Below are 21,377 nucleotides of genomic sequence, written 5' to 3'. Positions count from 1 at the left end.
GACGGCTTAGCGGACCTCGACGAGCGGCTCTTCGCCGCGCAGCAGTGCGTGCACCTCGGACTCGCGGAACCGGCGGTGGCCGCCCGGCGTGCGGATGCTGCTGATGCGTCCTGCGGCGGCCCAGCGGGTGACCGTCTTCGGGTCGACCCGGAACAGGGCGGCCACCTCACCAGGTGTCAACAGACGCTCACTAGTGCTTTCCACGGATTCTCTCCCCTTTTGTCCCGCTCTGGTGACGGGTGGTTGGATTCCAAGTCTGACGGGTCAAGACCGATTCATGCCTTGTTTTCGGAAAAGATGACTTTCCGTGACGCTCTGACCAGGGCCTATGTCGGAAAGTAACCGATGCATGTCTCACAGCAGCATCTACGGTGCCACTGACTTCGCTCTTGACCCTCGCAGACCCCATCAGATGAGGGTTTCGGGCGGTTGGTTCGCGGTGTCCGAAGGGCACTCGGCTAGGGTTCCGCTCATGTCGGATCTGGTCACTTTGTCGGAAATCGAAGCTGCTGCGCGGCGGCTCCGCGGGGTCGCCGTGCGCACGCCACTGGTCCGTCTCCCCGGGACCGAATTGTCGATCAAGCCCGAATCGCTGCAACCGATCGGCGCGTTCAAAATCCGCGGCGCATATGCCGCGATGACGGTGGGCGCGGTCCCCGTGGGCGTGGTCGCCCATTCCAGCGGTAATCACGCGCAGGCCGTCGCCTACGCGGCCCGGGAACTGGGGATTCCGGCAGTTCTCGTCATTCCGCATACGGCGCCCGAGCTGAAAGTGGAGGCGTGCCTTGAGCTCGGCGCGGAGATCGTCCTTGTGGAACCGACCCTCGAAGCGCGCGAGGGCACCGCGGCGCGGCTCGCCGAGGCGCACGGCTACGAGCTCATCCCCCCGTTCGACGACCTCCGGGTCATCGCGGGCCAGGCGACCATCGGCCTCGAACTGCTCGCCGACGATCCGCACCTGGACGTCGTCCTGGTTCCCGTCGGCGGCGGAGGGCTGCTCGCGGGCGTCGCGACGGCGATCAAGCTGAGCGGGTCGCGGGCCAAGGTCATCGGAGTGGAGCCGTCGCTGGCCGCCGACGCGCGCGACTCCCTGCGCGGCGGCACCCCGGTCAGCTGGGACCCCGCCAAGACGGCCCGCACGATGGCCGACGCGCTGCGCGCGGAGCGGGTGGGCGACATCCCCTTCCGGCACATCGCCAAATACGTGGACGACATCATCACCGTCACCGAGGAGGAGATCTTCGAGGCGGTCCGCCGCCTGGCCGCGGGCGCGCACCTGATCGCCGAACCCGCGGGCGCGGTCGCCACCGCGGGCTACCTGGCCCACCGTCAAGCCCTCCCCGACGGCACCCGCTACGCCGCGATCCTCTCGGGCGGCAACGTCGACCCGGCCCTCCTCTTCGGCTGACCCGCCGCCCCTTCGGGCAGCGCGCCGGACCTCCGTCGCGGAAGTCGCGGGTCTCCTCGGCCGCGGCGGGTCACGCCGCCTCACGGATGGGCGGCGCACAAAGCGGATAGGCCATCCGGGTTTGTGCTAGCGTCCTCGGTAAGCGGATGGGTTATCCGTATGCGAGGAGGGCTCAGTGGGGAAGATCGCCGTGGTCACGGGTGGGACGGGTGGCATCGGGCTGGAGACGGCGCTCGGGCTCGCCGCTGCGGGGTTCGAGGTCGTCGTGGTGGGGCGTGACGCGGAGCGCGGCGCGCGGGCGGTCGAGCGGATCGACGCCGTGGGCCAGGGGAGGGGGCGGTTCCTGGCCGCGGATCTCGCCTCGCTCGACGAGGTGCGGGCGCTCGCCGGGCGGATCGCCGCCGACTGCGCGGCATCGGGGGAGACCCTGGGCGTGCTGGTCAACAATGTCGGGGCGATGTTCGCCGAGCGGCGGACCGCGGGAGGGGTCGAGGCGACCTTCGTCGTCAACCATCTGTCCCCTTACCTGCTGACGGAACTGCTGCTGCCCACCCTGACGGCCGGGGCGCCCAGCAGGATCGTGAACGTGACCTCGGCCGCGGTCGGGCTAGGTAGAAGGGCGTTCGACGCCGCCGAGCCGCCCGGCGGCTACTACGCCTTCCACTGGTACGGCCGCGCCAAGCTCGCCAACCTGGCCTACACCCTCGACCTGGCCGCGCGACTGGACGGCACCGGCGTGTCCGTCTTCGCCGCGGACCCCGGCGGAGCCGCGACCGACATGACCGACGGGACCATGGCCGACCCGAAGATCGTCTCCCCGGCCCTGCGGTTGCTGTGGCCACTGGTGCGCCGCAGGTTCGCCCGCGCGACCTCGGGCCCTGCGTCCGTCGCGGCCAGGCCCTCGATCGTCGCCGCTACCGACGCGGCCCTCGACGGCCGGACCGGAGTCGTCATCGGCGCCCGAGCGCGCCCGGTGGCCCCGTTCCGCGCGGCGACCGACGCCCGCGTCGCCGAGGCCGTGCGCCGGCTCAGCGAGCGGCACGCCCCCCTCCCGACCGGCTGACCGCCGCCCTCCGGCCGCGCTGGTCGGCGGCCCGCGGGTCTAGGGGTGGGTCGGGGGAGAGATCTCCTGAGCAGGGGATAACCTCAAAACACCATGCGCTCAGTACTCGCCTACACAGCATCCAGGTTCCTGCTGTTCATAGCCACTGCCGCGATCCTTCTGCTGATCGGGGTCACCGGCCTGCTGAACCTCGCCCTCTCCGTGTTGATCTCCGGCATCGTCAGCTATGTGGTCCTGTCCAAGCAGCGGGACGCCGTGTCCACCGCCGTGGTCGAGCGGACCCAGCGACAGGGGCATGAGCACGGCCAGGGTGACGAGGATGCCGCGGTCTCCGCGGAATAGGCTGCATCCATGACCCGTGCCGATCTGGACAAGAAACCCTCGGACGTCGCCGCGATGTTCGACGACACCGCCGAGCGGTACGACCTGCTCAACACCCTGATGACGGGCGGGCAGGACCGCGCCTGGCGCAAGGCGGTCGCCCGCGCGGTCGACGCGCGCCGCGGCGAGCGGGTCCTGGACCTCGCGGCGGGCACCGGCACCTCCTCGGCGGCGCTGGCCGCCGAAGGCGCCGACGTCGTCGCGTGCGACTTCTCGCTCGGCATGCTCCAGGTCGGCACCCGCCGCCAGTCCGGCACCGCAGGCCTCACCTTCGTCGCCGGCGACGCCCTGAGCCTGCCGTTCGCGGACGACTCCTTCGACACGGTGACGATCTCCTTCGGCCTGCGCAACGTGGCCGACGTCGACGCGGCGCTCAAGGAACTCCTGCGGGTCACCAGGCCCGGCGGGAAGCTGGTCATCTGCGAGGTGAGCCACCCGGGCAACCCGCTGCTCCGCACCGGCCACCGCCTCCACCTCAAGGTCGGCCTGCCGTTCCTCGCCCGGTTCAGCTCCAACCGCGACTCCTACAACTACCTCGCCGAGTCGACCCTCAAGTGGCCCGACCAGCGCGGCCTCGCCGCCCTGCTGCGCACCGCGGGCTGGGACCGCGTCCAGTGGCGTGACCTCACTTTCGGCGTCGCCGCGATCCACCGCGCGTGGAAGCCGGAGATCATTACCCGAGCCGAGTAACCTCCTCTGCCGCTCGCGAGCACGCTGGGTGTAGCGTGAGCATCAAGAGAGTTTGTGAAGTTGTTCACAAACGCACTTGAGCGGAGCGAAGAAGGTCGGCAGTTGAGCGAGCACTCCCCCGAAGCCGCGGATGTCATCGTCGTGGGAGCCGGTCCCGCCGGCTCGACCACGGCGTACTACCTCGCGCAGACGGGTCTGAAAGTCCTCCTGCTGGAGAAGGCGACCTTCCCTCGGGACAAGATCTGCGGTGACGGGCTCACCCCCCGCGCCGTCCGGCAACTGATCGCGATGGGCGTCGACATCAACGCCCCGGGGTGGATCAGGAACAAGGGCCTGCGCATCTTCGGCGGCGGCGTCAAGATCGAGCTGCCCTGGCCCGAGTTGGCGACCTTCCCCGACTTCGGCCTCGTGCGCCCCCGCATGGACCTCGACGCGCTGCTCGCCGAGCACGCCGTCAAGGCCGGCGCCACCCTGATGCAGGGCACCACCGTCACCGAGCCCGTGATCGACGAGCGCAGCGACCGCGTCGTGGGCGTGCGCACCAAGGACGGCCGCGAGTTCCGCGCGCACCTGGTCGTCGCCGCGGACGGCAACTCCGCCCGGCTCGCGACCGCGCTCGGGATCCGCAAGCGCGAGGACCGGCCCATGGGCGTGGCCGTCCGGCGCTACTTCGAGACGCCCCGCCACGACGACGACTACCTGGAGTCGTGGCTCGAACTGTGGGACGGCGAGAAGCTGCTCCCGGGCTACGGCTGGGTCTTCGGGTGCGGGAACGGCACCTCCAACGTCGGGCTCGGCCTGCTTAACACCTCGAAGTCGTTCCAGAACACCGACTACCGCGACATGCTCCGCCGCTGGACCGCCGGAATGCCCGAAGAGTGGCAGTTCGACGAGGCCCACGCGACAGGTCCGGTGCGCGGCGCGGCGCTGCCGATGGGCTTCAACCGGCAGCCGCACTACTCCCGGGGCCTGCTCCTGGTGGGCGACGCCGGAGGAATGATCAACCCGTTCAACGGCGAGGGCATCGACTACGCGATGGAGTCCGGCCACCTGGCCGCCGACATCATCGTGCAGGCGCTGGCCAGGCCGACCGCCGCACAGCGGGAACGGGCGCTGTACGAGTACCCGCGCATCCTCAAGGAGGAGCACGGGGGGTACTTCACGATCGGGCGCGTGTTCGTGAATGCCATCGGCGACCCGCGGGTGATGAAGTTCGCCACCCGGCACGGGCTGCCCCACCCGACGCTGATGCGGTTCACGCTGAAGCTCCTGGCCAATCTCACCGACCCGCGCGGGGGAGACGCGATGGACCGGATCATCAACGCGATGACCCGGATAGCCCCGTCGGCCTGACCTCTTCCGCCCAGAACAACTGAAACCCCACTGGTACGGACCAATGCGCGTTCTCACTAGGATGATGCAGCTCACAACGGTGAGATGTGTCACGAACTCTGAGGGGGGTGTGTGATCCCGTGGACCTCTACTTGCCGATCCTCGTGCTCGGGGCGCTGGCGGCGGCCTTCGCCGTCGGCTCGGTGATCATGGCGGCATTCACCGGCCCGAAACGCTGGAACAGGGCCAAACTCGAATCCTACGAATGTGGGATCGAACCGACGCCGCAACCCGTCGGCGGCGGCCGATTCCCCGTGAAGTACTACCTCACGGCGATGCTCTTCATCGTCTTCGACATCGAGATCATCTTCTTGTACCCCTGGGCGGCCTCGTTCGACCGCCTCGGGCTCTTCGGTCTTGTCGAAATGGTGCTGTTCATCGTCACCGTCCTCGTCGCGTACGCCTACGTGTGGCGCCGCGGCGGCCTGGAGTGGGACTGATTCACCATGGGTCTTGAAGAGAAACTCCCGAGCGGATTCCTGCTCAGTACCGTTGAACAAGTGGCCGGCTGGGCCCGGCGCAGCTCCACCTGGCCCGCGACGTTCGGCCTCGCCTGTTGCGCCATCGAGCTGATGGCGACCGGCGACCCCAGGCATGACATGTCCCGCTGGGGCATGGAGCGCGCGGCGGCCACACCGAGACAGGCCGACCTGATGATCGTCGCGGGGCGGGTGAGCCAGAAGATGGCTCCCGTGCTGCGGCAGGTCTATGACCAGATGACCGAACCGAAGTGGGTCATCGCCATGGGGGTCTGCGCCTCGTCCGGCGGCATGTTCAACAACTATGCGATCGTCCAGGGCGTCGACCACATCGTACCAGTGGACATCTACCTGCCCGGATGCCCCCCGCGTCCGGAGATGCTGCTCGACGCCATCCTGAAACTGCACGACAAGATGCAGAACACCAAGCTCGGTGTGCAGCGCGAACGGCAGATCCAGGAACTGGAGAAGGCGAAGCTGCGGCAGTTGCCGCTGCTCGGTCAGTCCGGAGCGCGCTCATGAGCGAGTCGAACGAGCGCCACGGCATGTTCGGCGCCAACACCACCGGCGACACCTCCGGGTTCGGCCGCCTCGTCGTCCAGCGGCCCGCCGCGGCCTCGTCGCCGCGCCCCTACGGCGGTTACTTCGACGACGTCGCCGACCACCTGGAGCGGTCCGGCTTCGGTGACGCGGTCGAGTGGACCGTCGTCGACCGGGACGAGCTGACGTTCTTCATCAAGCGCGAGCGGATCGCCGAGGTGGCCGCGGTGCTGCGCGACGACCCCGAGCTTCGGTTCGAACTGCTCTCCGGCGTCTCGGGCGTGCACTACCCCTCGGAAGAGGGGCGGGAGCTGCACGCGGTCTACCACCTGCTCTCGATGACGCACAACCGGCGTGTCCGGCTGGAGGTGGCGATCCCCGACGCCGACCCGCACGTGCCGTCGCTCGTCGGCGTCTACCCGACCGCCGACTGGCACGAGCGCGAGACCTGGGACTTCTTCGGCATCATCTTCGACGGCCACCCCGCGCTGACCCGGATCGAGATGCCGGACGACTGGATCGGGCACCCGCAGCGCAAGGACTACCCCCTCGGCGGCATCCCCGTCGAGTACCGCGGCGCGGAGATCCCGCCGCCGGACGAGCGGAGGTCGTACTCATGACCACCACGTATGACGCCTACCAGGCGGGCGCGACCGACGACGGGACGGCCGAGGGCAAGGTCTTCAACCTCGCCGGGCAGGACTGGGACGACGTCGTCGCCGGGGCGAAGGACGCCGCAGACGACGAGCGCCTCGTCATCAACATGGGGCCGCAGCACCCCTCGACGCACGGCGTGCTCCGGCTCATCCTCACCCTCGACGGCGAGTCCGTCGACGAGGTGCGGGTGGGCATCGGCTACCTGCACACCGGCATCGAGAAGAACATGGAGTTCCGCACCTGGACGCAGGGCACCACGTTCTGCACCCGGATGGACTACCTGGCGCCCCTGTTCAACGAGACGGCGTACTGCCTCGCGGTGGAGAAGCTGCTCGGCGTCACCGACCGCATCCCCGAGCGGGCCAATGTCATCCGCGTGATGATGATGGAGCTCAACAGGATCTCCTCGCACCTCGTCGCGATCGCCACGTTCGGTCTCGAACTCGGCGCGACGACGGTCATGCTGAACGGGTTCGTCGAGCGCGAGTACACCCTCGACCTGTTCGAGGAGATCTGCGGCCTGCGCATGAACATGGCCTACATCCGGCCGGGCGGCGTCGCCCAGGACGTCGGCCCCGCCGCGATCGCGAAGCTGCGCGCCTACCTGGAGCGCATGCCCGAGCGGTTCCGGACCCTGCGCAAGCTGCTCGACGCGAACCCGGTCTACCTGGCCAGGACCAAGGACGTGGCCTACCTGGACCTGACGGGCTGCATGGCCCTCGGCGTCACCGGCCCGATGCTGCGCAGCGCAGGTCTTCCGTGGGACCTGCGAAAGACGCAGCCTTACTGCGGCTACGAGACGTACGACTTCCAGGTGCACACCCAGGAGAGCGCCGACGTGTACGGCCGCTATCTCGTCCGGATGGCCGAGATGGAGGAGTCGCTCAAGATCGTCGAGCAGTGCGTCGAGCGGCTCACCAAGGGCTCGGCCAAGGACGGGCCGGTGATGATCGAGGACAAGAAGATCGGCTGGCCCGCGCAGCTCGCGATCGGCACCGACGGCATGGGCAACTCGCCCGCCCACATCGGGCACATCATGGGCGAGTCCATGGAGGCGCTGATCCACCACTTCAAGCTGGTGACCGAGGGCTTCCGGGTGCCCGCCGGGCAGGTGTACGCCGCGGTGGAGTCGCCGCGCGGCGAGCTCGGCGCGCACGTGGTGTCCGACGGGGGCACGCGCCCCTACCGGGTGCACTTCCGCGAGCCGTCCTTCGTCAACCTTCAGGCCACCGCCGCGATGTGCGAGGGCGGCTACGTCGCCGATGTCATCGCCGCGGTCGCGTCCATCGACCCCGTGATGGGAGGTGTCGACCGATGAGTGCGGTCCCTGTCGGCTTCACGGGGCATTTCCCCGAGGGCTCCCCGTACGACGTGGAGACCAGGCAGCGCCTGGAGCAGGACGCCAAGGAGATCATCGCCAAGTACCCCAAGACGCGCAGCGCGCTGCTGCCGATGCTGCACCTCGTGCAGTCCGTCGACGGGTGCGTGACCAGGGCGGGTGTCGAGTTCTGCGCCACCATGCTCGACATCACCCCGGCCCAGGTGACCGGTGTGGCGACGTTCTACACCCAGTACAAGCGCCGCCCGATGGGCGACTACCACGTCGGCGTGTGCATCAACACGCTGTGCGCGGTGCTCGGCGGCGACGAGATCTGGGCGGCGCTCAACGAGCACGTCGGCGTCGGCCATGACGAGGTCACCGATGACGGCAAGGTGTCGCTGGAGCGGCTGGAGTGCAACGCCGCCTGCGACTTCGCGCCGGTGATGATGGTCAACTGGGAGTTCTACGACAACCAGACCCCCGAGTCGGCCAAGCAGCTCGTCGACGACCTGCGCGCGGGCCGTCCCGTGCCGCCGACCCGCGGCGCGGACGGCATCTGCACGTTCAAGGAGGCGTCCCGGGTGCTCGCCGGCTTCAACGACGGACGCGCCGCAGAGGGCGTCCAGGCGGGCCCGGAATCCCTCGTCGGCCTCGAGCTGGCCAAGGAGAAGGGCTGGGAGGCGCCATGACGACACTCACCCCCGTGCTCACGAAGCACTGGGACCAGGCGGACTCCTTCACCCGCGCGGGCTACGAGCGGGAAGGCGGCTACTCCTCCCTGCGCACGGCCCTGGGCATGGAGCCGTCCGCGATCGTCCAGGCGGTCAAGGACTCCGGCCTGCGCGGCCGGGGCGGCGCCGGATTCCCCACCGGCATGAAGTGGGGATTCCTCGCGCAGGGCACCGGTAAACCCACCTACCTGGTGGTCAACGCCGACGAGTCCGAGCCGGGGACCTGCAAGGACATCCCGCTCATGCTCGCCAACCCGCACGTACTGGTCGAGGGCGTGATCATCAGCTCCTTCGCGATCGGCGCGCACCAGGCGTTCATCTATGTGCGCGGTGAGGTCCTGCACGTCATCAGGCGGCTCCAGCAGGCGGTCGCCGAGGCGTACGAGGCCGGTTACCTCGGCAAGGACATCCTCGGGTCGGGGTACGACCTCGACCTGGTGGTCCACGCCGGGGCGGGCGCGTACATCTGCGGTGAGGAGACCGCGCTGCTCGACTCGTTGGAGGGCTTCCGCGGGCAGCCGCGGCTCAAGCCGCCCTTCCCCGCGGTGGCGGGCCTCTACGGCGGACCCACCGTCGTGAACAACGTCGAGTCGATCGCTTCGGTTCCCTCGATCGTCGGAAAGGGCGCCGACTGGTTCGGCTCGATGGGCACCGAGAAGTCGAAGGGCTTCGGCATCTTCTCGCTCTCGGGGCACGTCACCCGGCCCGGCCAGTACGAGGCGCCGCTCGGGATCACGCTGCGCGAGCTGCTGGAGATGGCGGGCGGCATCCGGGAGGGCCACGAACTCAAGTTCTGGACCCCCGGCGGCTCCTCCACGCCCATCTTCACCGCCGAGCACCTGGACGTCCCGCTCGACTTCGAGTCGGTGGGCGCGGCGGGGTCGATGCTCGGCACCCGCGCGCTCCAGATCTTCGACGAGACCACGTGCGTGGTGCGGGCGGTCTCGCGCTGGACCGACTTCTACGCGCACGAGTCCTGCGGCAAGTGCACGCCGTGCCGCGAGGGCACCTACTGGCTCAAGCAGATGCTCAAGCGGCTGGACGCCGGGCAGGGCACCGAAGAGGACCTGTCGACGATGAACGACATCGCCGACAACATCCTCGGCCGGTCCTTCTGCGCACTCGGCGACGGTGCGACGAGCCCGATCCACTCCTCGATCAAGTACTTCCGCGAGGAGTACCTGGCGCACTTCTCCCACGGCGGGTGCCCGTTCGACCCCGCCAAGTCCACGAAGTGGGGCGCATAAATGACCGCGACATCCGAGACGGGCGTCGTTCCCCAAGAGGATCTCGTCTCCCTCACCATCGACGGCTTCGAGATCTCCGTCCCGAAGGGGACGCTGGTCATCCGGGCCGCCGAACTGCTCGGCGTGCAGATCCCCCGGTTCTGCGACCACCCGCTGCTCGACCCGATCGGGGCCTGCCGCCAGTGCCTGGTGGACATCCCCGACGCCGGCAACGGGCGGGGCTTCCCCAAGCCGCAGGCGTCCTGCACCATCCCGGTCGCCGACGGCATGGTCGTCAACACCCAGCTCACGTCCCCGGTCGCCGAGAAGGCGCAGAAGGGCGTGATGGAGTTCCTGCTCATCAACCATCCGCTGGACTGCCCGGTCTGCGACAAGGGCGGCGAGTGCCCCCTGCAGAACCAGGCGATGTCCAACGGGCGGGGTGAGACCCGGTTCATCGAGCGCAAGCGCACCTTCGCCAAGCCGCTGCCGCTGTCGTCGCAGGTGCTGCTCGACCGCGAACGCTGCATCCAGTGCGCGCGCTGCACCCGGTTCTCCGAGCAGATCGCGGGCGACCCGTTCATCGACCTGTTCGAGCGGGGCGCCAAGGAGCAGGTGGGCACCGCCGACGGCGAGCCGTTCTCCTCCTACTTCTCCGGCAACACCGTGCAGATCTGCCCGGTCGGCGCGCTCACCGGCGCGGCCTACCGGTTCCGGTCGCGGCCGTTCGACCTGGTGTCGACCCCGTCGGTGTGCGAGCACTGCTCGTCCGGCTGTGCGCTGCGCACCGACCACCGGCGCGGCAAGGTCACCCGGCGGCTCGCCGGTGACGACCCGCAGGTGAACGAGGAGTGGAACTGCGACAAGGGCCGGTGGGCCTTCACCTACGCCACCGAGCCCGACCGGCTGCGGTACCCGCTGATCCGCAACGCCGACGGCGTCCTCGAGCCCGCGTCCTGGCCGGAGGCGCTGCGCGCCGCCGCCGAGGGGCTCGGCTGGAAGAGCGCCGCGGTCCTCGCGGGCGGGCGCCTCACGCTGGAGGACTCCTACGCGTACGCGAAGTTCGCCAGGATCGCGCTCGGCACGAACGACGTGGACTTCCGGGCCAGGCCGCACAGCGCCGAGGAGGCCGACTTCCTCGCCTGGGGCGTCGCCGGGCACGGGATCGAGGTGTCCTTCACCGCGCTGGAGAAGGCGCCCGTCGTCCTGCTGGCCGGGCTGGAGCCCGAGGAGGAGGCCGCCGCGATCTTCCTGCGGCTGCGCAAGGGCGTCCGCAAGCACGGATTGCAGGTCCTGGCGATCGCGCCGTTCGCCACCAAGGGCCTCACCAAGCTGAACGGACGGCTCCTCCAGGCGGGTCCCGGCGGTGAGCCGGAGGCGCTGAGCATCTCCGGCGAGGCCGCCGCGGAGCTCGCCGCGGAAGGCTCGGTCATCCTCGTCGGCGAACGGCTCGCCGAGGTGCCGGGCGCGCTGAGCGCGGCCGTGCGGCTCGCCCAGTCGACCGGCGCGAAGCTCGCCTGGGTCCCGCGCAGGGCCGGGGAGCGCGGCGCCGTCGAGGCGGGGCTGCTGCCCGGCCTGCTGCCCATCGGACGGCCGCTCACCGACCCGCAGGCGCGGGCCGAGGTGGCCCGGGTGTGGGGCGTCAGCTCCGTGCCCGACACGCCGGGCCGCGACACCGCGCACATCCTCGCCGCCGCCTACGCGGGCGACATCGAGGCGCTGGTCGTCGGCGGCGTCGACCCCTACGACCTGCCCGACCCGGCGTTCGCGCTCGCGGCGCTGGACAAGACCCCGTTCATCGTCAGCCTGGAGCAGCGCGCGAGCGCGGTCACCGACCGCGCGGACGTGGTGCTGCCGGTCGCGGCGGTCGCGGAGAAGTCCGGCACCTTCGTCAACTGGGAGGGTCGCGGCAGGCACTTCGAGACGGCGCTGAAGGTGCCCGGCGTGCTCACCGACCTCGCCGTCCTCGGCGCGCTGGCCGACGAGCTGGACTTCCACCTCGGCCTGCCGGACTCCGCGGCGGCCCTGCGGGAGCTCGCCGAACTGGGCTCCTACCGCGGTGAGCGGTCCGGCGCCCCCGGCACGCTGACCGAGTTCACCTACACCCCCGGTGACGGGGAGGCCGTGCTCGCCACCTGGCGGCAGCTCCTCGACGACGGCAGGCTCCAGGACGGCGAACCGCACCTGAAGGGCACGGCCCGTCCGGTCGTCGCCCGGATGTCGGCCGCCACCGCGGCGGCCAACGGCCTCCAGGGCCTGGTCACGGTCTCCACCGACCGCGGCGCCGTCACGGTGCCGCTGGTCATCGACGACCTGCCCGAGGGCGTCGTCTGGCTGCCGGGCAACAGCTCGGGGATCAACCTCGCACGCGACCTCGGCGCCACCTCCGGCAGCGTCGTGCAGATCGGAGGCGTCGGCTGATGGACAGCTACCCCTACCCGACCCTCGCCGACTTCGGCAAGGACCCCTGGTGGCTGATGGTCGGCAAGTGCGTCGCCATCTTCGTCTTCCTGGTCCTCACCGTGCTGATGTCGATGTGGGTGGAGCGCCGGATCATCGGCCGGATGCAGCTGCGCATCGGCCCGAACCGGTGCGGCCCGTTCGGTCTCCTCCAGGGCCTCGCCGACGGCGTCAAGCTGGCGCTGAAGGAGGACATCGTCCCGTCCGGGGTCGACAAGATCGTCTTCTGGACGGCGCCGGTGATCTCCGCGATCCCCGCGTTCATCTCCTTCATCATCATCCCGTTCGGCCCGATGGTCTCGGTCTTCGGCCACAAGACGCCGCTTCAGGGCACCGACCTGCCTGTCGCGGTGCTCCTGGTGCTGGCGATGAGCTCGATCGGCGTCTACGGGATCGTGCTCGCGGGCTGGGCGTCCATGTCGCCCTACTCGCTGCTCGGCGGGCTGCGCTCCAGCGCCCAGGTCATCTCCTACGAGATCGCGATGGGCCTGTCCTTCGTGGCGGTGTTCCTGTTCGCCGGGACGCTCTCCACGTCGGGCATCGTCGCCGCCCAGCACGACCGCTGGTTCGCGCTGATGCTGTTCCCGTCGTTCGTGGTCTACGTGATCACGATGATGGGCGAGTCCAACCGCATCCCGTTCGACCTGCCCGAGGGCGAGGGCGAACTCGTCGGCGGCTTCCACACCGAGTACTCGTCGCTGAAGTTCGCGATGTTCTTCCTCGCCGAGTACATCAACCTGGCGACCCTGTCCGCGCTGGCCACCACGCTGTTCCTCGGCGGCTGGCGGGCGCCCGCCCCGATCTCGACGGTCTGGGCCGGCGCGAACGAGGGCTGGTGGCCGATCCTGTGGTTCCTGGTGAAGATGTGGATGTTCATCTTCTTCTTCATCTGGCTGCGCGCGGCGCTGCCGCGGGTCCGCTACGACCAGCTGATGAAGCTCGGCTGGAAGGTCCTCATGCCGTTCTCCCTCGGCTGGATCCTCCTCGTCGCCACCTTCCGCGCGCTCCGCAACGAGGGCCACAGCTCGACCGGCTTCGTCATCGGCGCCGCGGTCCTGGTGGCCATCGCGTTCGGCGTCTCGGTCGTGGTCGACATCCTCAAGCGCGAGAAGCCCGGCGCGAAGACCGCCGAGCCCGCCGAATCCGGCAAGCGGACAGCCGTCAAGCCCGACCCGTTCGCGGGCGGCTTCCCCGTCCCGCCGCTGGACGCCCCGCACTACCACGGCGTCGTCCCGCGGCCCGCACCCGAATCCGTGACCGAGAAGAAGGAGGTCGAAAGTGGGATTCACTGACTTCCTGAACCCGGTCAAGGGGTTCGGAGTCGCCTTCCACCAGCTGTTCACCAAGGTGGAGACGGTCCAGTACCCCGAGGTGAAGGTCGCGACCGCGCCGCGGTTCCACGGCCGGCACCAGCTCAACCGGTGGCCCGACGGCCTGGAGAAGTGCATCGGGTGCGAGCTGTGCGCCTGGGCCTGCCCGGCCGACGCGATCTATGTCGAGGCCGGCGACAACACCGAGGAGGACCGCTTCTCCCCGGGTGAGCGCTACGGCCGCGTCTACCAGATCAACTACCTGCGCTGCATCCTGTGCGGGCTGTGCATCGAGGCGTGCCCGACCCGGGCGCTCACGATGACCAACGAGTACGAGCTGGCCGACGACAGCCGCGAGTCGCTCATCTTCACCAAGGAGATGCTGCTCGCCCCGCTGCGCGAGGGCATGACCCAGCCGCCGCACGCGATGGAGCTGGGCGAGACGGAAGAGGACTACTACCGGCTCGGGCTCGGCGCCAAGGACGGTGACTTCTGATGGTCACGTTCTGGATCCTCGCGGTGGTGTCCGTGGCCGCCGCGCTCGGCATGATCTTCCAGAAGAAGGCCGTGTACTCGGCGCTGCTCCTGGCGGTCGTCATGCTCAGCCTCGCCGTGCTCTACGCCGTCCAGGACGCCCCGTTCCTCGCGTTCGTGCAGGTGATCGTCTACACCGGCGCGGTGCTGATGCTCTTCCTGTTCGTGCTGATGCTCGTCGGCGTCGCCTCCACCGACTCGCTCGTGGAGACGATCTCCGGACAGCGGATCTGGTCGGCGATCGCCGGTCTCGGCTTCGGCGGCCTGCTCGTCTTCGGGTTCGGCTCCGCGAGCTTCTCCGGTGACGTCGGCCTCACCGCCGCGAACGGCGAGGGCAACGTCATCGGGCTCGCCCGGCTGATCTTCGGCAAGTACGTGTTCGCCTTCGAGGTGACCAGCGCCCTGCTGATCACCGCGGCGCTCGGCGCGATGGTGCTGGCGCACAAGGAGCGGCTCACGCCCAAGCCGACCCAGCGGGAGATGTCGGAGGACAGGTTCAAGTCCGGGGCCCACCCGGGCAACCTGCCGCCGTCCGGCACCTACGCCCGCCACAACGCGGTCGACATGCCCGCGCTGCTGCCCGACGGCTCCATCTCGGAGCTGTCGCTCAACCCCGTCCTCACCGGCCGCGGCGAAGACGCCGCGGAACGGCACACCGACCTCGCCGGGGCCTCGGAGACCGAGGCCGTCGACGAGGACGTCAAAGCCGTTCAGGAGGCCCAGCAGTGAGCCACTACCTGATCCTGTCCTCGCTCCTGTTCACCATCGGCGCGGTCGGCGTGCTCATCCGCCGCAACGCCATCGTGGTGTTCATGTGCATCGAGCTGATGCTCAACGCCACGAACCTCGCGTTCGTCAGCTTCTCGAAGCTGCACGGCAACCTCGACGGCCAGATCATCGCGTTCTTCGTGATGGTCGTGGCCGCCGCGGAGGTCGTGGTCGGACTGGCGATCATCATGACCATCTTCCGATCCCGCAGGTCCTCGTCGGTCGACGACGCGAACCTGCTGAAGTACTAGGAGCGGGGCATGGAGAGCCATACCCTCGCCGCGACCGGGCTCCAGTCCTGGGCCGGGCTGCTCATCGCGCTGCCCCTGCTGGGCGCCGCGATCCTGCTGCTCGGCGGCCGCGTCACCGACAAGTGGGGCCACTACCTGGCCACGCTGCTGTCGGGCGGCGCCTTCGTCCTCGGCTTCGCGATGTTCTGGCAGATGCTCGGCTACGCCGGTGAAGAGCGCGCCCGGGACATCCACCTCTACCAGTTCTTCAAGACCGGCGACCTGAGCTTCGACCTCGGGATCCTGCTCGACCAGCTGTCCATCAGCTTCGTCCTGCTGATCACCTTCGTCGGCACGCTGATCCACGTCTACTCCATCGGCTACATGGCGCACGACGCCAACCGCCGGAAGTTCTTCGCCTACCTCAACCTGTTCGTCGCGGCCATGCTCCTGCTGGTCCTGTCGGACAACTACCTCGGCCTGTTCATCGGCTGGGAAGGCGTCGGCCTCGCCTCTTACCTGCTCATCGGGTTCTGGCAGCACAAGCCGACCGCCGCCGTCGCGGCCAAGAAGGCGTTCGTGGTCAACCGGGTCGGTGACATCGGCATCGTCATCGCGCTCGGCATCATGGTCGCCACCTTCGGCTCGCTGGCCTTCGACAAGGTCTTCGGCGAGGTGTCGGGGGCGTCCCAGGGCGTCATGACCGCGCTCGGCCTGATGCTGCTGCTCGGCGCGTGCGGCAAGTCCGCCCAGCTCCCGCTCCAGTCCTGGCTGCTGGACGCCATGGAGGGACCGACCCCGGTGTCGGCGCTCATCCACGCGGCGACCATGGTCACCGCGGGCGTCTACCTGATCGTCCGCTCCGGCGCGATCTTCGAGGCGTCCGCCGTCGCGCAGACCGTCGTCGCCATCGTCGGCGCGGCCACGCTGCTCGCCGGTGCGATCATCGGTTGCGCCAAGGACGACATCAAGAAGGCGCTCGCCGGCTCGACCATGTCCCAGATCGGCTACATGATCCTCGCCGCGGGCCTCGGCCCCGTCGGGTACGTCGTGGCCATCGCCCACCTCATCGCGCACGGCTTCTTCAAGGCCGGGATGTTCCTCGGCGCCGGCTCGGTGATGCACGCGATGAAGGACGACGTGGACATGCGCAAGTACGGCGCGCTCCGCACCAGCCTGAAGATCACCTTCGTCACGTTCTTCTTCGGCTACCTCGCCATCATCGGCGTCCCGCCGTTCTCGGGCTTCTTCACCAAGGACGGCATCATCGAGGCCGCCATGCACGAGAACGTCGTCCTGGGGATCTGCACGGTCGTGGGCGCGGCGATCACCGCGTTCTACATGTCCCGGCTGATCTTCATGACGTTCTTCGGCAAGGCCCGCTGGGACGACGACGCCCACCCGCACGAGTCCCCGGCCGTCATGTGGATCCCGCTGGTGGTCCTGGCCGTCGGCTCGATCGGCATGGGCGGCTTCCTCATGCTGGGCGACAGGTTCGGGGCCTTCCTCGAACCCGTCACGCACACGCCGGAGGCCGAGCACGAGTTCTTCAGCCTCACGGGCATCATCACGCTCGTGCTCGTCGCCATCGGCGTCGCCATCGCGTGGTTCAGGTACGGCGCCGCCCCGGTGCCGCGCGAAGCCCCCCGCGGGTCGTGGATCACCACGTTCGCCCGCAAGGACCTCTACGGAGACGCCCTGAACGAGTCGCTGCTCATGCGGCCGGGCCAGTGGCTGACCCGGCTTTCGGTCTGGTTCGACAACCGCGGTGTGGACGGCGTCGTCAACGGCCTCGCGGCCGGGATCGGCGGCACCTCCGGACGCGTCCGGCGGATCCAGACCGGGTTCGTGCGGTCCTACGCACTGTCCATGTTCCTCGGCGCCGGCATCCTCGTCGCGGCGCTCCTGGTGGTGAGGATCTGATGCTCTCCGCACTCATCGCCCTCCCCGCGCTCGGCGCGCTCATCGTCGCGCTGCTGCCCAAGGGCAAGGAAGAACTGGCCAAGCAGGTCGGGCTCGGTGTCGCCCTGCTCGTCCTGGTGTTCGGCGTCACCCTCGCCACCGGCTGGGACACCTCGTCGACCGAGCGCTTCCAGTTCGCGCAGGAGTACTGGTGGATCCGGGACTTCGGCGTGCACTGGGCCGTCGGCCTGGACGGCATGGCGCTCGTCCTGGTGCTGCTGTCGCTCATCCTCGTCCCGCTGGTCATGCTGGCCAGCTGGACCGCGGCCGACCGGTACGGCGGCGCGTTCGAGGACGTCGCGGCGGCCCGCGCCGAGCAGGCGGCGGCCGACGAGGCCGCGGGCAAGACCGGCAAGTCCCCGTTCGGGGTCGTCGGCACCCGCTCGGCGAAGACGTACTTCGTCCTCATCCTCCTCATGGAGTCGATGATGATCGGCGTCTTCGCGGCGACCGACGTCTTCCTCTTCTATGTGTTCTTCGAGGCCATCCTCATCCCGGTGTACTTCCTCGTCGGCCTCTTCGGCGGCCCGCAGCGGAGCTACGCAGCGGTGAAGTTCCTGCTGTACTCCCTGTTCGGCGGACTGCTCATGCTGGTCGCCGTCATCGGGCTGTACGTCGCGGCGGACAAGAACACCTTCCTCATCGAGCAGCTGAGCGGGGTGGACCTCGACCCGGGGACCGCCAAGTGGCTGTTCCTCGGCTTCTTCATCGCCTTCGCGATCAAGGCGCCGATGTTCCCCGTGCACACCTGGCTGCCCGACACCGCGGCGCAGGCCCCGGCGGGCGCGCTGGTCCTCATCGTCGGGGTGCTCGACAAGATCGGCACCTACGGGATGATCCGGTTCTGCCTCGAGCTGTTCCCCGGGGCCGCCAAGTGGGCGACGCCGGTGGTCATCGTCTTCGCGGTGATCAGCATCGTCTACGGGGCGGTCCTGGCGATCGGGCAGGTCGACCTCAAGCGGCTCATCGCCTACACGTCGATCAGCCACTTCGGGTTCATCGTCCTCGGCATCTTCGCGATGACGTCCATGGCCCAGTCCGGCGCGATCCTCTACATGGTGAACCACGGGTTCTCCACGGGCGCGCTGTTCCTGGCCGCGGGCTACCTCATCGTCCGGCGCGGCTCGGCCCGCATCGACGCCTACGGCGGCGTTCAGAAGGTCGCGCCCCTGCTGGCCGGGACGTTCCTCATCGCGGGCCTGTCGGCGCTGTCGCTGCCCGGCCTGTCGACGTTCGTCTCGGAGTTCATGGTCCTCGTCGGGACGTTCACGCGGTACCAGGTCGCGGCGATCATCGCCACGTCCGGCATCGTGCTGGCCGCCCTGTACGTCCTGTGGGCCTACCAGCGGATCGCGGGCGGACCCACCGCGGAGGCCATCTCCCGCAAGGGCGCGTTCCCCGATCTCAGCCGTCGGGAGCTCGCCGCGATCGGCCCGATCCTGGCCGTCATCATCCTGCTCGGCTTCTTCCCGGGGCCGATCGTGAACGTGATCAACCCGACGGTGGACCACACGCTCTCGGTCGTCCAGGTGAACGACCCTGAGCCCACCGTGGCGGAAGCCCCTGGAGGCCAGCCGTGAACACCGCAGAACTGGTCGCGGAACCCTTCCGCGCGCCGCACATCGAGTACTCCCATCTCGCGCCGATGCTCATCATCTTCGGCGTCGCCATCGTCGGCGTGCTCGTCGAGGCGCTGGTCGGGCGGGCGTGGCGCGGACGCGTCCAGATCCCGCTGGCGTTCGCCGGGCTCGGTGGCGCCCTCATCTGGCTGATCATGCTCGCGGTCAACCAGAAGCCGCACAGCGTCGACGCCGAGGGCGCCCTCGGCATCGACGGGCCCACCCTGTTCATCCAGGGCACCATCCTGGTGATGGCCATCCTCAGCCTCCTGCTCGTCGCCGACCGGCAGCAGGAGACGTTCGCGGCCCAGGCCGCCGCACTGCCCGGCAGCGAGGCGGAGGCACAGGCGCTGGCGAAGGGCTCGGTGCAGACCGAGATCTTCCCGCTGGTCATGTTCGCGGTTGCGGGCATGCTCATGTTCCCCGCCGCCAACGACCTCCTCACCATGTTCGTGGCGCTCGAGGTCATGTCGCTGCCGCTGTACCTGCTGTGCGGGCTCGCCCGCCGCCGTCGCCTCCTGTCCCAGGAGGCCGCGGTCAAGTACTTCCTGCTCGGCGCGTTCTCCTCGGCGTTCTTCCTCTTCGGGGTCGCCCTGGTCTACGGGTACGCGGGCAGCGTCAAGCTCGGCGACATCTCCCTGGCCGTCCAGTCCGGTCCCGGCGCCGCGGCGGGCACACCCGTCGAGGTGCCGTCGGTCGTCCTGGTCATCGGCGGCGCGCTCCTGGCCGTCGGCCTGCTGTTCAAGCTGGGCGCGGTGCCCTTCCACTCGTGGAAGCCCGACGTCTACCAGGGCGCGCCGACGCCCATCACGGCGCTCATGGCGTCCGGCACCCTCGTGGCCGCCGTCGGGGCGACCCTGCGGGTCTTCTACGTCGCGTTCGAGAACCTGAGCTGGGACTGGCGGCCCATGATGTGGGCCGTCGCGATCCTGACGATGATCGTCGGCGCGATCGTGGCGATCACCCAGACCGACATCAAGAGGCTGCTGGCCTACTCGTCGGTCGCCCACGCGGGGTTCCTCCTCACCGGTGTCATCGCGATGTCGGAGGCGGGCCTTTCCGCGGTGCTGTTCTACCTCGCCGCTTACGGGGCCGCGACGATCGGCGCCTTCGCCGTCGTCAGCATGGTCCGGGACACCGGGGGCGAGGCGGGGCACCTGTCGCGCTGGGCGGGCCTCGGCCGTCGGTCCCCGGTCGTCGCCGGGATCTTCGCGTTCTTCCTGCTGGCCTTCGCCGGAATTCCGCTCACCAGCGGGTTCAGCGGGAAGTTCGCGGTGTTCTCCGCGGCCATCGAGGGCGGCGCGACCCCGCTGGTCATCGTCGGTGTCCTGTCGTCGGCCGTCGCCGCGTTCTTCTACGTCCGGGTGATCGTGGTCATGTTCTTCAGTGACCCGGAACCGGACGGCCCGTCGATCGTGGTGGCCCCGGCCACCGCGGCGGCGGTGGCCCTCGGGCTTGCGGCTACTGTGGTACTCGGTGTGCTGCCGCAGCCGCTGCTCGACCTGGCCAACACGGCGGCAGGTCAGCTTTTCGTTCGTTAGCCAGAAGGGGGCGCATTCGTGAGTGCTGCCGTTCCGTTCGATCTGCGGGTGGACGACACGCTCGCCGCCCACGTGCAGCAGGGACTCGCCGAGGTCGAGTCCCTGCTCCTCGAGACGGTGCACAGCGACTACGCACTGCTCACCGAAGCCTCCGAACATCTGCTGAACGCGGGCGGCAAGCGGTTCCGGCCCATGCTGGTCCTGCTCGCCGCCCAGTTCGGCGACCACGCCCGGCCGGACGTCGTCCCGGCCGCGGTGGTCCTGGAGTTGACCCACCTCGCGACGCTGTACCACGACGACGTCATGGACGAGGCCCCGCTCCGCCGCGGCGCCGCGTCGGCGAACTCGCGGTGGAACAACAGCGTCGCGGTCCTCACCGGCGACTACCTGTTCGCCCGCGCGTCCGACCTGCTCGCCGACCTCGGCCCCGAGGCGGTCCGGGTCCAGGCCAGGACGTTCGCCCGGCTCGTGCGCGGCCAGATCCAGGAGACCGTGGGCGTCCCCGAGGGCGGCGACGAGCTCAAGCACTACCTCCAGGTCGTCGGCGACAAGACCGCGTCCCTCATCGCGACCTCCGGCCAGTTCGGCGCGATGATGGCCGGCGCGCCCCAGCACGTCGTGGACACCCTGACGTCGGCCTGCGAGAAGATCGGCGTCGCCTTCCAGCTCTCCGACGACATCCTCGACGTCGCCTCGGAGTCCTTCCAGTCCGGCAAGACGCCCGGCACGGACCTGCGCGAGGGCGTCCGGACCCTGCCGATGCTGCACGTCCTCAGCGGCGAGGCGGCGGGTGACGAGCGGCTGCGCGCCCTGCTCGCCGGCCCCATCACCGACGACGCCGAGCATGCCGAGGCGCTCGCCCTGCTCCGCGCCCACCCGGCCATGGAACGTGCCCGCTCCGACACCCGCCGCTGGGTCGAGGACGCCCGCGCCGAACTCCTCACCCTCCCGGACATCTCCGCCCGCCACGCCCTCACCGGCCTGTGCGACTACGTGGTCTCCCGCACCGGCTGACCACCCTCGCAAACGCGAGAGACCCCGGCCGGACGGCCGGGGTCTCTCGCG

General features: G+C 69.5%; 21 protein-coding genes. 20 read left to right on the top strand and 1 reads right to left on the bottom strand.

The genetic code is table 11. From position 1 onward, the window contains the following. Nucleotides 1-6: 6 nt before the first annotated feature. Nucleotides 7-204: a BldC family transcriptional regulator gene (locus tag EDD29_RS39535; protein ID WP_123669289.1), complete on the bottom strand. Its 198-nt coding sequence runs from the start codon at nt 202-204 to the stop codon at nt 7-9. 331 nt (nt 205-535) lie between these two features. Here EDD29_RS39535 and EDD29_RS39530 point away from each other — a divergent pair, with 331 nt between their 5' ends. The 20 genes from EDD29_RS39530 to EDD29_RS39435 all read left to right on the top strand — a co-directional run bounded on the left by EDD29_RS39530 (nt 536) and on the right by EDD29_RS39435 (nt 21,326). Next, nucleotides 536-1,408 carry a threonine ammonia-lyase gene (locus tag EDD29_RS39530; RefSeq protein ID WP_342774468.1) on the top strand — a complete coding sequence of 291 codons (873 nt, stop codon included), beginning with the start codon at nt 536-538 and terminating at the stop codon, nt 1,406-1,408. A 175-nt stretch (nt 1,409-1,583) separates the two neighbouring features. Then, on the top strand, nt 1,584-2,471 hold the full coding sequence (locus EDD29_RS39525) for an SDR family NAD(P)-dependent oxidoreductase (RefSeq protein ID WP_211360149.1): 888 nt from the start codon (nt 1,584-1,586) through the stop codon (nt 2,469-2,471). A gap of 93 nt (nt 2,472-2,564) precedes the next feature. Further along, nucleotides 2,565-2,813 (top strand): DUF4229 domain-containing protein, encoded by a 249-nt coding sequence (locus EDD29_RS39520; protein WP_123669287.1) that lies wholly within the window; start codon nt 2,565-2,567, stop codon nt 2,811-2,813. 9 nt (nt 2,814-2,822) lie between these two features. Then, nucleotides 2,823-3,542, top strand: coding sequence for a demethylmenaquinone methyltransferase (locus EDD29_RS39515; protein ID WP_123669286.1), 720 nt, complete (start codon nt 2,823-2,825; stop codon nt 3,540-3,542). A gap of 102 nt (nt 3,543-3,644) precedes the next feature. Further along, nucleotides 3,645-4,895, top strand: coding sequence for a geranylgeranyl reductase family protein (locus EDD29_RS39510; protein ID WP_123669285.1), 1,251 nt, complete (start codon nt 3,645-3,647; stop codon nt 4,893-4,895). Nucleotides 4,896-5,014: 119 nt separating this feature from the next. After that, nucleotides 5,015-5,374 carry an NADH-quinone oxidoreductase subunit A gene (locus EDD29_RS39505; RefSeq protein WP_123669284.1) on the top strand — a complete coding sequence of 120 codons (360 nt, stop codon included), beginning with the start codon at nt 5,015-5,017 and terminating at the stop codon, nt 5,372-5,374. A 6-nt stretch (nt 5,375-5,380) separates the two neighbouring features. After that, nucleotides 5,381-5,935, top strand: a complete 555-nt coding sequence (locus EDD29_RS39500) for a NuoB/complex I 20 kDa subunit family protein (protein WP_123669283.1) — start codon at nt 5,381-5,383, stop codon at nt 5,933-5,935. Further along, complete coding sequence (locus EDD29_RS39495) at nt 5,932-6,573, top strand: NADH-quinone oxidoreductase subunit C (RefSeq protein WP_123669282.1); 642 nt, start codon at nt 5,932-5,934, stop codon at nt 6,571-6,573. The genes EDD29_RS39500 and EDD29_RS39495 overlap by 4 nt, the downstream gene beginning before the upstream one ends. After that, complete coding sequence (locus tag EDD29_RS39490) at nt 6,570-7,928, top strand: NADH-quinone oxidoreductase subunit D (protein WP_123669281.1); 1,359 nt, start codon at nt 6,570-6,572, stop codon at nt 7,926-7,928. Before EDD29_RS39495 ends, EDD29_RS39490 begins: the two co-directional genes overlap by 4 nt. Then, nucleotides 7,925-8,620 (top strand): NADH-quinone oxidoreductase subunit NuoE, encoded by a 696-nt coding sequence (nuoE, locus tag EDD29_RS39485; RefSeq protein ID WP_123669280.1) that lies wholly within the window; start codon nt 7,925-7,927, stop codon nt 8,618-8,620. The genes EDD29_RS39490 and nuoE overlap by 4 nt, the downstream gene beginning before the upstream one ends. Beyond that, nucleotides 8,617-9,909, top strand: coding sequence for an NADH-quinone oxidoreductase subunit NuoF (nuoF, locus tag EDD29_RS39480; RefSeq protein ID WP_123669279.1), 1,293 nt, complete (start codon nt 8,617-8,619; stop codon nt 9,907-9,909). The genes nuoE and nuoF overlap by 4 nt, the downstream gene beginning before the upstream one ends. Continuing rightward, nucleotides 9,910-12,309 (top strand): NADH-quinone oxidoreductase subunit G, encoded by a 2,400-nt coding sequence (locus EDD29_RS39475; protein WP_123669278.1) that lies wholly within the window; start codon nt 9,910-9,912, stop codon nt 12,307-12,309. Beyond that, entirely contained in the window at nt 12,309-13,640 is a 1,332-nt protein-coding gene (gene nuoH / locus EDD29_RS39470) for an NADH-quinone oxidoreductase subunit NuoH (RefSeq protein WP_123669277.1), read from the top strand. Before EDD29_RS39475 ends, nuoH begins: the two co-directional genes overlap by 1 nt. Further along, complete coding sequence (nuoI, locus tag EDD29_RS39465; RefSeq protein ID WP_123669276.1) at nt 13,627-14,154, top strand: NADH-quinone oxidoreductase subunit NuoI; 528 nt, start codon at nt 13,627-13,629, stop codon at nt 14,152-14,154. Before nuoH ends, nuoI begins: the two co-directional genes overlap by 14 nt. Next, entirely contained in the window at nt 14,154-14,921 is a 768-nt protein-coding gene (locus EDD29_RS39460) for an NADH-quinone oxidoreductase subunit J (protein ID WP_123669275.1), read from the top strand. Before nuoI ends, EDD29_RS39460 begins: the two co-directional genes overlap by 1 nt. Beyond that, nucleotides 14,918-15,211, top strand: a complete 294-nt coding sequence (gene nuoK, locus EDD29_RS39455) for an NADH-quinone oxidoreductase subunit NuoK (RefSeq protein WP_123669274.1) — start codon at nt 14,918-14,920, stop codon at nt 15,209-15,211. Before EDD29_RS39460 ends, nuoK begins: the two co-directional genes overlap by 4 nt. Before the next feature lie 9 nt (nt 15,212-15,220). Further along, a complete protein-coding gene (gene nuoL, locus EDD29_RS39450; protein ID WP_123669273.1) occupies nt 15,221-17,113 on the top strand; it encodes an NADH-quinone oxidoreductase subunit L in 1,893 nt (630 codons plus the stop codon). Continuing rightward, nucleotides 17,113-18,732 (top strand): NADH-quinone oxidoreductase subunit M, encoded by a 1,620-nt coding sequence (locus EDD29_RS39445; RefSeq protein WP_123669272.1) that lies wholly within the window; start codon nt 17,113-17,115, stop codon nt 18,730-18,732. The genes nuoL and EDD29_RS39445 overlap by 1 nt, the downstream gene beginning before the upstream one ends. Before the next feature lie 65 nt (nt 18,733-18,797). Beyond that, complete coding sequence (gene nuoN / locus EDD29_RS39440) at nt 18,798-20,312, top strand: NADH-quinone oxidoreductase subunit NuoN (RefSeq protein ID WP_246053632.1); 1,515 nt, start codon at nt 18,798-18,800, stop codon at nt 20,310-20,312. A gap of 18 nt (nt 20,313-20,330) precedes the next feature. Next, complete coding sequence (locus EDD29_RS39435) at nt 20,331-21,326, top strand: polyprenyl synthetase family protein (protein ID WP_123669270.1); 996 nt, start codon at nt 20,331-20,333, stop codon at nt 21,324-21,326. Nucleotides 21,327-21,377 lie beyond the last annotated feature (51 nt).

It is taken from the genome of Actinocorallia herbida, assembly GCF_003751225.1.
In the GTDB taxonomy this organism is placed as follows: Bacteria; Actinomycetota; Actinomycetes; order Streptosporangiales; family Streptosporangiaceae; genus Actinocorallia; species Actinocorallia herbida.
This window is presented reverse-complemented; position numbering and strand designations above follow the sequence as displayed.